Here is a 14,285-nt window from a genome sequence, read left to right on the forward strand (position 1 = left end):
GGCGATAAAGTTATATCTTTCATTACTCCTATCCTAGTGCTTAGTTGTAATAAGCTTGGTTTGCACAAGTCTTCACCACTAAATAGGCATATATAGACTGATACACTATTGTAGTAGTGTCAATAAAAATGTTAAAGGTACACCAACTTACTATATATTTAGTTAATAGATGTTACTTAAAGGCGTGTTTTGAGGTATAATTGATTAATAAAGATAGTGTTAACTGACTTACGAAAAAACCTAATGGAAATACAATGACACCTTCCTTTTGTGATTTTTGTTGAGTTAGATACAACAATTATATTAGAAAAGAGGGGGTCATTGCTTTTTTACGTTTAAAACAGTACAAACCCTTGCAATAGCAAGGATTTAAATAAATAAAACAAGGATAGTGTTAACACTATCTTAATAAAAGAGGGGGTGCAATTATGGAAACTGAGGTAGAAAAGTCAACAATAAGGTCAATAAAAAAGCGTAAGAAAATTGTTTTAGGTATTATAATTTCTATTTGTACTTTACTTATAATATACTTTGGGATGGCAATATATTTTATGAATCATTTTTATTTTGGTTCTACAATAAATAAAATTAGTGTTTCAGGTAAAAGTGTAGAGGCTGTAAATGAACAAATGGCATCTGAGATTCAAAAATATAAGTTAAACATAAAAGAACGAGGTGGTACAAATGAACAAATTAGCGGGAAAGAAATTGGCTTAAAGTATGATATGAATGTGGAGTTTAAGGACTTTAAAGACAAACAGAACCCTTATAAATGGGTTTCAGGAGTTTTTAATACAAAAGATTCTAAAATGATAGTAGGAGTTAAATATGATAAAGATTTATTAAAAGAACAATTCGATAAGCTTTCTTGTTTTGATAGTAGTAAGGTAATTGAACCTAAAAATGCAGGATATAAGTATATAAATAATAGTTATGTGATTGTGGATGAAGTCAATGGAAACAAGGGCAATAAAGACATTTTATATAAGGATGTTATAGATGCAGTTAGTACAGGTGAAACAACAATAGATTTGGACGCAAGTAATTACTACGTTAAGCCACAATATACTTCAAAATCCCCAAAGGTCGTTGCTACAAGGGACATGCTTAACAAATATGTATCTTCAAAGATTACCTATACTTTTGGGAAAGATAAAGAAATTTTAGATGGTTCTAAAATAAATAAGTGGGTTACAGTTGATGAAAATAGTGAAGTAACATTTAATGAAAAAGAAGTTGAAATCTATATGGACGTACTTGCTAGTGAATATAACACAGTTGCAAAGACGAGAAATTTTGTTTCATCATCAGGAAAGGTAATTAATATTGGTGGGGGTAGTTATGGATGGGCCATTAATAAGGTTAAAGAAATCCAAGATTTAATTTCCATCATAAAGGAAGGGAAATCTATAGAAAAAGAACCTGCATATTATCAAACCGCATTGTATCATGGCAAGGATGATATTGGAAAAACATATGTAGAAATAGATCTTTCAGGGCAACACTTATGGTTTTATAAAAACGGAGTGCTGATAACACAAGGGGATGTTGTTACAGGTAATGATGGATCTGATAAGACTAGAACACCCAGCGGCATTTATATGATCAATTATAAAGAAAGAAATGCAACGCTTAAAGGTGAAGGCTACGCTTCTCCTGTGAATTATTGGCTACCTTTTAATGGAGGAATAGGAATTCATGATGCAGGCTGGCGAGATAAGTTTGGGGGAGTGCTGTATAAGACAGGCGGATCCCATGGTTGTATAAATTCACCATACGATGTAGCAAAAACAGTATTTGATAATATAGAGACAGGTACTCCAGTTGTTTGTTATTAATAGATAAATTTATTTAATTTTATGAATAATCTTGGATGAAAGATTACTTAGAGGATTTGTATTACAAAATCCTTACCCCAACCAGTAAGTAAAGGTTATGTTTTATGTGATAGTTGGTATAGCAATAAAACATTGTTTGCTGTTTCCAAAGAGTCAGGCTACGCCTATATTGGTGGCCTAAGGAGGCTCTTTTCAAGCCTGGTTGTTTAAGAGATTCATAAGTCTAGATACAACTATTACAACTGAAGAACTTCTAAATCACTATAAGCATAGATGGCTAATTGAAATCTTCTTAAGAGAAACTAAAAAAAGTTGTAAGCTTTAAAATTAAAAGCTCACAACTTTTTTTATTATTGTAAAATTTTAAGAACTTCTTTAGCTACAGCAGCTCCTGAAGTAGGGTTTTGTCTCGTAATAATTCTGTTATCTGATACTGCGAATTCTGACCAATCAGAACCTTTAACGTATTTTGCACCTCTATTTACAAGTTCAGTTTCAGTTAAGTATGGAACTAGTTTATCAAGTCCTGCAGCTTCTTCTTCACTATTTGAGAAACCTGTAACTTTAATTCCATCAACTAAGTTTTTACCATCTGATAATTTGATATTTAATAAACCAGCTAAACCATGACAAACAGCTGAAACTATACCACCATTTTCATATATTTTTCTAGAAACTTCTTGCATCTTAGAGTCATTTGGGAAGTCCCAGATAACACCATGGCCACCAGTATAGTAAATTACATCATAATCACATGGGTTAACTTGATCTACTGATTACGGTTAACCATCTTTATCGATTTATCACCCTATTTATATAAAAAAAACCACAAACTTAGAGTTTGTGGGAGCATAAAATGTATTTAAAATAAGGATAGTTGTTCAGTTTTCTCATTATCACTTATAATCACAGAATTGTAAGCCATTGATTCAATCTTATGCAAATATCTTTCCATATCGAATTTTCTTTTTAATCCTTTATCATTCATAAATCTAACTAATCCAAAGATAGCCCTCTCACCCCAAGGTCTATCATGCTTTCCAAAGCACCAAGCTATCCCCGCAAATCCATTTGCGTCCCTACCATCTAAGAGGTACTTGTTATTTAAATAAATAGCAGTATTATAAGCTTCTTCTGGAGTTTTACTCCATTCTAATATTTTCTTTCCCCAATACATCCTCATATAGCCATGCATTTTGCCTGTAATAAGCATTTCCTTTTGCGCAGCATTCCAATAATCGTCATGGGTTTGGGCTGTTTCTAGTTCTTGCAGGGAATAAATAAACTCTCGTGGGTCTACCAAATGTTTTTCGAGAGTATTCACAGCCCAAGATGGAAGTGATTCATAACAATCATATTTATCATTATAAAAGACAAAGTTCATACTTAATTCTCTTCTAATTATTAATTCTTCTAAAAAGGCTTTTTTATCTTCTATATACACATCCATTAATTTAATATATATGTACAAGGGAGAAATCTGACCAAAATGCAGATATGGACTTAAATTAGAAGAATAAGCCTTTGAGGGTTCATTTTTAAGTTCACTATAATGTGATAATTTATTGGAAATAAATTCTTCTAGTAATAGCTTAGCATTATTAGTACCACCCTTATAGTATAGTACTTTCTTAACTGTTTTATCAATTTTAAGTTGTGAAATAGCTTTATCAATATCGTCTACATCATATTCATCAAATGGAAGCTCCAAATCAGTAGAATCTTTATCACATTCTCTCTCCTTAAGAGGCAATGTAAACTCCTCTAATCTTTTGTTTATCTTATTTCTAAGGGTATATGCAGAATATTCTTCTTTTATAGAAGCTACTTCTACAGGTACAATGACATTAGTTTCTACCTGTACCACAGAGCATTTCGCATTTTGGGCTAAAAGCGTTCTCCACTTTCTTTCTATCCTTAAATATCCTCTATCTACTACCATTAATGCTGCAAAAGATGATATTTCTAAAGCTCCATTTTCAGGAGATATTTTTCTAATAATCATTTTAATATTTCTTATAGCTAATTCTGTTTTTACTTCTTTTAATCCCTCTAGCATAAAATAATAGTGTCTTTCATTTGCCTCTGGGAAATTATCAGTTAATCCAAAGTACACAACTAATGGCTTATTAAGCTCATTGGCCTGCATTATGGCATACTCTAGGGCATGATTATATTCTGTTCTTTGAGAGCATTGCATCCAGTAAACCACATAGGGATTATCAATTATTTTTTTGTTGTTTAAAACTTTAATTCTATCTTGTAAAATCATTATTTTCAGCCCCATTATTATAGATTATTTTTTTACAATTAAAAAACTACTAAAATATATTTCAGTAGCCCTATTTACTAATACTTATTGATATACTCAATATATCTATTTGAAATTATAGTCATCATCTTTTAAGAGTAAACCTAAAGCTATATCAATTTGCTACTGATTTGTATATAACACATAACTTAATTGGAATTGATTTACACACCCTTAAAATATGTTAAATTTGTTCTTTAAACTATTTTAACATGTGTATTTCTTCAAGTGTTGGTAGAGAGGCTATAGCTCCGAGCTTTGTACAGGTAATAGCCCCAACTTTATTACTAAAAAGTATTATGTCTTTAATAGTATCAGGATTATTCATGAATAATTTTGGATTCTTTAACTGTGAAAGTTTATAAAGAAATGCACCTACAAATGCATCACCAGCTCCGGTTGAATCAATGCATTTAATTTTTATACTATTGATTACGCTACTTCCTTCATTGGTAGAAATTAATGTACCTGCATTTCCAAGAGTAACGGCTACGACTTTTGCACCTAAGCTATGAAAAAACTTAACACCTTCATCTATATTTTCTTTACCTGAAATTATTTTTATTTCGTCATCACTTACTTTAACAAAATCTGAATATTTAAGACATTGTTTTGATATTTCTACAAAGTCACTCAATCTATTTTTCCACAAATCTATTCTATAATTAGGATCAAAAGAAATAAAAGCTTCATTTTCAAAAGCAAGTTCCATAGCTTTTAAATAAGTTTCCTTTGAAGGTCCACCTAAAAGTGCTGTTGCAGAACCAAAATGTATTATCTTAAAAGATTTTAGTTTATCGCTATCTAGCTCATCTAAAGTTAATAATTCATCTGCACCTCTATTAAAAATAAAATCTCTTTCTCCATCTTTATTTAACGAAACAAATGCTAAAGTAGTTTTAGAATTTTCATCGAAAATAAGCATAGAAGTATCTACTCCGGCTTCCTCTAATGTTTCCTTCAAAAACATACCAAAGTTATCATTACCAACTTTTCCTGCAAAATATGCTTGTCCTCCTAACTTTGATATAGCTGCTGATACGTTAGCTGGTGCACCTCCTGCTTTTTTTATAAAATTTTCTCCTTTAGTTAAACCACTATTAATATCTGAACAAATAAAATCAATTAACAATTCACCAATACATAGTATTTTATTCAAAAATACGCCTCCTAATTCCAATTATTATAAATTACCTTTTAAATTTAAGCCCTTAAAGATATCCTTTTTTCATTTTCATTTTCATTTTCAACTTCATCTTCAGTTTGATTTTTAACAATAATATTTACGAACTTTTCTCCATAGGGAAGACAAAATTGTATGAATGGACCTATTAACAATGCAGATATTATTGTACCTATTCCTAATATTCCGCCAAGGGCAAATCCCATTATTAAAAAACTAATATCTAATGCCATACGAATCCAACGATATTCTAAATTAGTTTTATCTTTAATAATAAATGGAATAATATCATTTGGTGCAACACCTAAATCACTTGCTTTAAGTATAGAAAATCCAATTGCAATTAAAGCACAACCGATTATAACTAAAAGTATTTTTATACCAATATTTAAAGATGCAATTGGGAAAAATGAAACAGCCTTTACTCCAAGGTCAATAATTGGTCCTACTCCAACAACGCATATAATTGTTCCTATCTTTATACGATGTCTTTCAACTACAAGTATTATGCAAAACAATACAAATAAAATAATCATATTAGCATTTCCTGGTGTTTTATTTAATAAAAATGATAATCCTTGAGTGAATAAAGTAAATGGATCGGAACCAATATTAGTTTTTAAAAACAAAGCTACTCCAATCTGTATAATACTCATTCCTACAAAAAATATAATTAGTCTTTTAATTAGATTTATTTTTTTAGTCATATTTTCATCCCTTTCTTTATATTTTATAGTTGATTAATGTGCAACCTATTTATTCGATGTGAGAATACAAAACATAAATTTGTAGAAACACAAAAGCATCTTTTCACCAACTTTTATTTATGTTTGTTTATGTTTGTTTTTGTTTCGATTGATTTCGTTTGTTTTCATTTTACTATATCTTAGTAAACGGTGTCAACAGTTGAACCCTTTAAAATTTATATTAATAAATGCCATTGTCACTAAACGAAGCAGTGGTAATGTTTTATCCTAGCGTAATTACGTAAAAGCATCTTTAGAATTTGCAAAAAAATATAACAGTAAGCCATGACTAATACATAAGAGTATAGGTATGGCTTTTTATGATGTGTTATATTAATTTTTATAATAAAATAGTATAATATAATAAAATGCCACTTGTCACGTGGGTGGAAATAAGGGTGCAAGGAGATGAAGATTATGGTAGGTTATATGGAGTTTATTTCAAAGGCTTGGAAAGAGTTTGTGGAACAAGGATATATGAATAATGAGGTAAAATTAGAAATAGCAGATTCCTGGAAAAGATGCAAGGAATATGGTGTAGATTTCATGGATGGGCGTGGCAATGATGACTACCTTGTACCCTTAGAAGCTAAAATCAAAGATAATGCAGAATTTGTTTCCATATCCCGCTCTATAATGGAAGATATATATAATATTATAGCGGGTTCTGGATTTGCACTGTTTCTTTCAGATAGAGATGGATATATACTTGAGGTTATTGGAGATAGTAATATTATGCAAAAGGCAAATGAGCTAAATTTTGTAAAAGGAGCTCTTTGGACAGAAAAAGCGGTGGGAACTAATGCTATAGGAACAGCACTTTATTTAGATAAACCTATGCAGACTATAGGAGCTGAACATTATGGAAAAAATCAACATTCTTGGACGTGTTCCTCAGCACCTATTCATGATGAAGAGGGAAATATAATAGGGTGTATAAATATGTCGGGAATTTATTATGATGCACACTTGCATACCTTGGGAATTGTTACAGCGGCGGCGGAGTCCATAAAAAAGCAGGTAGCGCTTATTAGTTCTTATAATTTATTAAATATAACATTTGATTCAATTGTGGAAGGTATGATAGTAATTGATGAGAATTTTCATGTAAAAAGGATAAATGATAAGGCTAAAAATATTTTAGGCATAACACAAAGTGAAATATTTAAAATGAATATAATAGAAACACTAAAAGATGTAAATTTTAATTATATGCTGTCAAATTCTCTACAAGCTTATAATAATATAGAATGTGATTTTCACATAAAAAATAAGAGGATAAAATGTATAATAAATGTAGTTGCTATGAAGGGTAATAATAAGTTTTCAGGTGTGGTTATAACTTTTAGGGAAGCAGAATATGTACATAAATTGGTTAATAAAGTAGTGGGCTATAAGGCTACCTATAAATTTGAAGATATTATAAGTAATAATCAAAAGATGAAAAATTTGATAGAATTTTCAAAGAAAGCTGCAAAAAGTGATTGTAATATACTAATTGAAGGCGCAAGTGGTACAGGTAAAGAGATAATAGCTCAATCAATACATAATTATAGTAAAAGGGCACAGGGTCCTTTTGTAGCTATAAATTGCGCCTCTATACCAAGAGAATTGGTTGAAAGTGAACTATTTGGATATGATAAGGGTGCCTTTACGGGAGCTATTAAAGAGGGCCACCCTGGAAAATTTGAGCTTGCAAATGGAGGAACTATTTTTTTAGATGAATTAGGAGAACTTCCTCTAGATATTCAATCAAAACTATTAAGGGTATTAGATAACAATAAAATAGTTAGAGTGGGCGGAACCTATGAGAAAAAATTAAATGTTAGGATTATATGTGCAACCAACAAAAGGCTAAAGGAAGAAGTTAAAAAGAAAACCTTTAGAGAAGACCTTTATTATAGGTTAAATGTAATGAACATAAAAACTATTCCACTGGTAGAAAGAAAAGAGGACATAGAAGTACTAACAAAACATTTTGTAGATATACTAAATATAAAAAATAATGATAAAATCAAAGTCATGAATAAATCTTATATTAGAAATCTTAAGAAATATGAATGGCCAGGTAATGTGAGAGAGCTTAGAAATGTTATAGAAAGAGATTATTATTCAAGTGAAGATAGTATAACTGGAGTAGAATACTTAAATACAGGAGAAATAAGTGAATATGTAGAAGAAAATAAAGGAAGCAGCATTATTCCTATAGGTGTTTTAGAGATTGAAAGTATAGTAAATGCTATTAAATTTTGTGATGGAAACCTAGTTAAAGCTGCTCAAATGTTAAAAATAAGCAGATCTACTATGTATAGAAAAATTAAAAAATATAATATTAACAATGTTTAAGAAAATATACTATATTTTACTTTTAAATCGGGAGTAATTAGCTATATAATGTATCAAAAAGACAGTAAATATTTGTAAAATGTCAAAATGACACACTAACTAGTGTGTCATTTTGACATTGAAGATGCTTTTTTAATTTTATAGAATTTTTTTAGAAGAAATATAAAAATAATTGATTTTACATTATAACTAAGGGTTACTAATGTTCTATAAGCGTATTTTACTAGGATAAACCAAGTGATACTTACTTTACATCAATGATTTAAGAGATCTTAAGCAGTGATAAAAATGTTTTTTAAGTAATGTTTTCAGAAATTAATATTTTGGCATATTAATTGCTAAATAAATATGTGAGAGAATTAACAATCAAAATATATAATTTTATTATAAAGGGGTAGATTTTATTATGAAAGCAGCATTATGGTACGATAAAAACGATGTTAGAGTTGAGGAAATAGATGAACCAAAGGTTACTAGTGGAAATGTTAAAATTAGAGTGAAATGGTGTGGAATATGTGGATCAGATTTACACGAATATTTAGCAGGACCGATTTTCATACCGGTTGGACAACCTCATCCTCTAAGTGGTAACGTTGCACCAGTTGTTTTAGGTCATGAATTTTCTGGTGAAGTTGTAGAAACTGGAGAAGGCGTAACTAATGTTAAAATTGGTGATAGAGTTACAGTAGAACCTATTTTAGCTTGTGGTAAATGTCCAGCTTGCAAAGAAGGAAAATATAATCTTTGTTCATCATTAGGATTTCACGGACTTTGTGGAAGCGGCGGTGGACTTGCTGAATATACTGTATTCCCAGAAGAATATGTACATAAAATACCTGATAACATGTCTTATGAACAAGCAGCATTAATAGAGCCAATAGCAGTTGCTCTTCACTCTATTAGAATGGCTAATTTTAATGCAGGAGATACTGCAATTGTACTTGGTTCAGGCCCAATAGGACTTGCAACAATTGAATGTTTGAAAGCTGCAGGAGCAGGACTTATTGTAGTATTACAAAGAAAATCAATAAGACAAGAATATGCTAAGAGAGCAGGGGCAAATGTTGTTCTTGATCCAAATGAAGTTGATATAGCTACGGAAGTTAAAAAACTTACAGGTGGAGTAGGCGTAGATGTAGCTTTTGAAACTACTGGAGCAAAAATAGGTTTTGATATAGGGATTGATAGTTTAAAATACGCAGGAACCATGGTTATAACAAGTATTTGGGAAGGTGACATTAACTTTAACCCAAATGTTCTAGTATTTACTGAAAAGAAAATAGTAGGAACCTTAGCTTATAGGCATGAATTTCCAGCAACAATTGCATTAATGAGTGATGGAAGGATTAAGGCAGAAGGATATATTACTAAAAAAATAGCGCTTGATGATATAGTAGAAGAAGGTTTTGGAACATTAACCGGAGCAGAAAAGAAGAAACATGTAAAAATACTTGTAACTCCAGATAAGGCGCTTTTATCTGGTGGTCAACTGTAGTAACTATTAAATTAAAATTGATGTTCAAATAGTCAAATAAATTTATTTTCTATGAGTAAGGTTAAAACCACAGACTTTCAGTCGGTTAGCTTTTAGCGAACCATAGAGGATAATTAAAGGAAAATATCCACCGCCTGGGTAAGATGAATTTATCCAGGCGCTTTTTTTATTATATAGGAAACAGCTTGCGCAAAACAATGAGGTGATAGTTATCTTGTGCTATTCTCAATAGGAACCATTTAAAAAATTGATTAATATATATCCTTTATTTTTTGTAAAAAAAATACTATAATTAATAACGATAATATATTAATTATAGCTACAAATAAAAAATACTAAAGACAAACCATTTCAACTATAAATTCACGTAAGGTTTGTCTATAAATTGAGGAGTTTATACATGAGAAGAAAAGATATACTTGAGTTAAAAAGACGTTTTAAAAAAGAACAATGCACCTTCACTAAAATGTGTGGCTGCTATGTTAATGGAGAAAAACATACTATTTTAAAATTTAGAGAAAGCTTTCTAAATTTAGATGAGGCTGAATACTTTAAATATTTAGAAATCGCTAAAAAAGTACTGTCTGGAACTATTGGGAATAATATTTTAGAACTTAACTTTGAAGCTAATGAAGATTTTACAAATGAAAGACAGATTTCGCTTATGCAGCTTAAAAACAGTCAATTAAAAGATGATGCTCTTGTAGGCAACCTTTATGATTTAATTATAGCTAATTATGATTACACTGGTAATTTTTTAATACTCTTTTTTCATGATGCTTATGATGTTATTAGCAAAACCAAAGATAATATGCGGATAGATGAATCTGAAGAAGTATATGAATATGTGTTATGTGCAATATGTCCAGTTTCACTTTCAGAGCCTGGTCTTAGATACTTTGAACAGCAAAACGAAATAAAAGCACGTATTAGAGATTGGGTAGTGGAGTCCCCAACTAATGGCTTTGTGTTTCCTGCTTTTATTGATCGTAGCTCAGATGTTAACTCTATTATGTACTATACAAAAAACGTAAAGGACACACATACTGAATTAATGGAAAATGTGCTAGGTTGTCATTCAAAACAAACGGCTACGGTGCAAAAGGAAACATTCCAATCAATTATTAAAGATTCTTTTAGCTTAGACGAAAATAAAGCTGATAAAATTTTTATGGATATACAAGAAAACCTAAGCACTATGATAGAAGAATACAATGCTCTAAATGATGATGCAGATTGTGAACCTATAAGCTTAACAAAGAAGGATATACAAAACCTTTTAATAGAAAGTGAAGTTCCACGAGAAATTACTACTAAGATTGAAAACTCCTATGTAGAGAACTTTGGTGATGATATCACTTTAGCTAAGAATTTAATTGACGCAAAGGCTCTTAAGGCAAATGTGCAAAGAAAAAAGGAGGAACGCCTTCACAAACAAGTGGAAATACTTACGGCAAGACTTGATCAAGTTAAACAAGAGAATACTATAGATAATGAAACTCACCTGTCTACAGAAGTTAAGGATGATAATGTGGTTTTAGAAGAAGCCTCTACAACTGATTTAGAAGAAACTTTAGAAACTAATTTAGAGAAAGTTCCAGATGCACATTCAGAAGATAATAATGTTACCACTCATTATGATGTTATACTACAAGTAAAACCCGAAAAAGTATCTCAAATAAAATCTCAAATAATTAATGGCCAAAAATGCATAGTTATTCCTATTAATGACAATGAACAAACTACGGTTAATGGTATAGATAATTTAATTTAAAACAAATTTATTAACTATTTTATCCGGAGGCAATTTTTATTATACAGTAGAAAGTAAAAACTTATAGATTTTATTACGACCACGTATTAATATGTCGGCAGTTATAGAACGGAACATAATAAAAAAGACAAATATTAAAGGGGTATAAAATATGGTTAGATCAATTATGAAAGACATATTCTTTCTAAATCAAAAATCAGAACTTGCTACAAAAGCAGATGCTCAGGTGATACAGGATTTGCTTGATACGCTTAAAGCAAATAAAGAAGGCTGTGTAGGAATGGCAGCTAATATGATTGGTGTCAAAAAAAGAATTATTGTGATCAGTATGGGCGATATGGACGTTCCGATGATTAATCCTATGATAGTGAATAAAAGGGGTCAATATGAAACAGAAGAAGGATGTCTTTCACTTATAGGTGTTAGAAAAACTAATAGATTCAAAGAGATAGAAGTAGAGTATTTTGATTCGGGATTTAAGAAGCGAAGGGGGAAATACTCAGGATGGATTGCTCAAATTATTCAACATGAAGTAGACCATTGTGATGGGATAGTCATATAGAAAAAAGGTAGATAGCTGCTAAAGGTTGAATTACAGCAATTCTTGCACTCCCTAATTTCCACTCATAATTTGCTTAGTATATTCTGTAGATGTAGTTTCAATATCACTTGATAATATATTTTTTCATAAAGGCTCGTAACTTTCCGTAAATTCAATTCCTTCTTCTTTTAATAAAAGAATTCTTGCAGCTTCCGGACATGCTACATAAGGGCGTAGGTAATAATCATTAATATGTACATTTTTCTGTAACATGAGCTTCATTTCTTTGTCTTGAACGTTGCTATTTTTTTTATGTCCATTAGACTAGAATTATTTACTGTTTTTACCAAGTCGCAGTTACCTTTGTGGGTTCTCGTTTAGGAGGAGTGGTGTTAAGGTTAGTATTTATTTAAATGGTTATAATTAATAGAAGAGAAATTATAAAAGTGATATAATAAAAAGAAGCTAGTAAATAATCATATCAGTATGTAATTAAAGTTAAAATATATAATTTTATTATAGCAAAGAAGTAAACATGTACGAGAGAGGTGAGTATTTTATGTTGTATCATGCTTCTGGAGAAGTTGTTGAATTTCCGGAGATAAGAAAAAGTAAATACACAAAAGATTTTTCATGGGGATTTTACTGTACCAATGATTTTGAACAAGCTAAAAAATGGGCTAAAAGAAATAGAATGTATGGTACAGTTAATTATTATACTTACACAGAGAATAAAGAGTTAAAAATATTAAAATTTGAAAATATGACTGATGAATGGTTAGATTTTATTTCAGTTTGTAGACAGGGATTAGTACATGATTATGACATAGTAGAAGGACCAATGGCAGATGATACTGTTTGGAATTATGTAAATGATTTTTTAGCAGGAGAGATTACTAGAAATATTTTTTGGGAGTTAGCAAAGTTTAAATATCCTACTCATCAAATAAGTTTCCATACATTGAAAGGATTAGACTGCCTTAAGTTTGAGAGGGGTGAAGTTATAAATGAATGATACTCAAAAAAATAATTTATTTTATGTTTGTTCACTCATAGAGTTTATAGGAAGAAAGACGAGTAATAGAAGAGCAACTATTGTAAAAATACTTGGTAAGAAGGAGTTAGATAGGCAATTAGAACTTGCTGATGTTAATCATTCTTTATCATTTGAACAAGTATCAGATGAGATAATAGAGTATTTTAATATTCAAGAAGGTCATTTTGATTCAGTAGGGTTATGTAAATATAATGTACCAAGTTTCCAAGCAATAGGCAAAGAATATCAAAGGTTAATAATAGATGTAAGTTCAGAACAAGATAATATAGTAGAGGTACTATATGCAGTATTTCAATCATTTATTAGTGATGAGATTTCAGATTTTAATTCATCAGTATATTATAGTAATCCAGAATACTTAAAGTATTCTTATTTAGAAGGAAAACTATTGGCATAAAATTAACAATTGAGTTGAACCTCGCACACTTGTGACTTCAGGCGTGAGTTAGTGGTTCTTTACGATAGTAAAAGCATCTTTAGAATTTGCAAAAAAATATAACAGTAAGCCATGACTAATACATGAGAGTATAGTTATGGCTTTTTATGATGTGTTATATTAATTTTTATAATATATTAGTATAATATAATAAAATGCCACTTGTCACGTGGCTGGAAATAAGAGTGCTAAGGGTGCAAGGAATATGGTGTAGATTTCATGGATGGGATATCCCTTTTGAATTGACTTATAACGATGAAGAGTTTGAAATAAAAGATCCAATTAGAAGTATGAAGCTTTTTAATAATGCAGTTAGATATAAATGCAATATTGACGAAAAAGAAATTGAGTTATTTAATGAAGGTGAAGAATGGTGGATTCTAGTATAGAACGGAACATAATAAAAAAGACAAATATTAAAGGGGTATAACATATGGTTAGATCAATTATGAAAGACATATTCTTTCTAAATCAAAAATCAGAACTTGCTACAAAAGCAGATGCTCAGGTGATACAGGATTTGCTTGATACGCTTAAAGCAAATAAAGAAGGCTGTGT

12 protein-coding genes and 1 pseudogene are annotated in these 14,285 nt (G+C 30.3%); 8 read left to right on the top strand and 5 right to left on the bottom strand.

Going from position 1 to position 14,285, the window contains the following annotated elements:
• Nucleotides 1-428 precede the first annotated feature (428 nt).
• The gene (locus tag Ctaglu_RS18915) at nt 429-1,838 is read left to right on the top strand and encodes a L,D-transpeptidase family protein (protein ID WP_125004617.1); all 1,410 of its coding nucleotides are present in this window, start codon (nt 429-431) and stop codon (nt 1,836-1,838) included.
• Between the two features lie 350 nt (nt 1,839-2,188).
• Here the strand turns inward: Ctaglu_RS18915 and Ctaglu_RS18920 are convergent.
• The 4 genes and pseudogenes from Ctaglu_RS18920 to Ctaglu_RS18935 form a co-directional block, all read right to left on the bottom strand.
• Nucleotides 2,189-2,602, bottom strand: a pseudogene (locus Ctaglu_RS18920) (type 1 glutamine amidotransferase domain-containing protein); the annotation flags it as partial.
• A 98-nt stretch (nt 2,603-2,700) separates the two neighbouring features.
• On the bottom strand, nt 2,701-4,110 hold the full coding sequence (locus Ctaglu_RS18925; RefSeq protein WP_125004621.1) for a deoxyribodipyrimidine photo-lyase: 1,410 nt from the start codon (nt 4,108-4,110) through the stop codon (nt 2,701-2,703).
• A 241-nt stretch (nt 4,111-4,351) separates the two neighbouring features.
• Nucleotides 4,352-5,308 (bottom strand): carbohydrate kinase family protein, encoded by a 957-nt coding sequence (locus Ctaglu_RS18930; RefSeq protein WP_125004623.1) that lies wholly within the window; start codon nt 5,306-5,308, stop codon nt 4,352-4,354.
• A gap of 44 nt (nt 5,309-5,352) precedes the next feature.
• Nucleotides 5,353-6,039, bottom strand: coding sequence for a YczE/YyaS/YitT family protein (locus tag Ctaglu_RS18935; RefSeq protein ID WP_125004625.1), 687 nt, complete (start codon nt 6,037-6,039; stop codon nt 5,353-5,355).
• A gap of 456 nt (nt 6,040-6,495) precedes the next feature.
• Here Ctaglu_RS18935 and Ctaglu_RS18940 point away from each other — a divergent pair, with 456 nt between their 5' ends.
• The 4 genes from Ctaglu_RS18940 to Ctaglu_RS18955 all read left to right on the top strand — a co-directional run bounded on the left by Ctaglu_RS18940 (nt 6,496) and on the right by Ctaglu_RS18955 (nt 12,255).
• Nucleotides 6,496-8,424, top strand: coding sequence for a sigma-54-dependent Fis family transcriptional regulator (locus Ctaglu_RS18940; RefSeq protein WP_125004627.1), 1,929 nt, complete (start codon nt 6,496-6,498; stop codon nt 8,422-8,424).
• Nucleotides 8,425-8,830: 406 nt separating this feature from the next.
• Entirely contained in the window at nt 8,831-9,919 is a 1,089-nt protein-coding gene (locus Ctaglu_RS18945; protein WP_125004629.1) for a 2,3-butanediol dehydrogenase, read from the top strand.
• A gap of 400 nt (nt 9,920-10,319) precedes the next feature.
• Nucleotides 10,320-11,693: a DUF4317 domain-containing protein gene (locus Ctaglu_RS18950; RefSeq protein WP_125004631.1), complete on the top strand. Its 1,374-nt coding sequence runs from the start codon at nt 10,320-10,322 to the stop codon at nt 11,691-11,693.
• Between the two features lie 151 nt (nt 11,694-11,844).
• Nucleotides 11,845-12,255, top strand: coding sequence for a peptide deformylase (locus Ctaglu_RS18955; protein WP_125004633.1), 411 nt, complete (start codon nt 11,845-11,847; stop codon nt 12,253-12,255).
• Nucleotides 12,256-12,378: 123 nt separating this feature from the next.
• On the opposite strand, the gene Ctaglu_RS26285 is transcribed toward Ctaglu_RS18955, so the two are convergent.
• Entirely contained in the window at nt 12,379-12,507 is a 129-nt protein-coding gene (locus tag Ctaglu_RS26285; protein ID WP_267901300.1) for a hypothetical protein, read from the bottom strand.
• Between the two features lie 286 nt (nt 12,508-12,793).
• Here Ctaglu_RS26285 and Ctaglu_RS18960 point away from each other — a divergent pair, with 286 nt between their 5' ends.
• From Ctaglu_RS18960 to Ctaglu_RS18970, 3 genes are all read left to right on the top strand, one after another.
• The gene (locus Ctaglu_RS18960) at nt 12,794-13,249 is read left to right on the top strand and encodes a DUF3990 domain-containing protein (protein WP_125004635.1); all 456 of its coding nucleotides are present in this window, start codon (nt 12,794-12,796) and stop codon (nt 13,247-13,249) included.
• The gene (locus Ctaglu_RS18965) at nt 13,242-13,688 is read left to right on the top strand and encodes a hypothetical protein (RefSeq protein WP_125004637.1); all 447 of its coding nucleotides are present in this window, start codon (nt 13,242-13,244) and stop codon (nt 13,686-13,688) included. Before Ctaglu_RS18960 ends, Ctaglu_RS18965 begins: the two co-directional genes overlap by 8 nt.
• 233 nt (nt 13,689-13,921) lie before the next feature.
• A complete protein-coding gene (locus Ctaglu_RS18970) occupies nt 13,922-14,116 on the top strand; it encodes a hypothetical protein (protein WP_125004639.1) in 195 nt (64 codons plus the stop codon).
• Nucleotides 14,117-14,285 lie beyond the last annotated feature (169 nt).

Origin of the sequence: Clostridium tagluense (assembly GCF_003865095.1) — a bacterium.
GTDB classification, from domain to species: domain Bacteria; phylum Bacillota; class Clostridia; order Clostridiales; family Clostridiaceae; genus Clostridium_AD; species Clostridium_AD tagluense.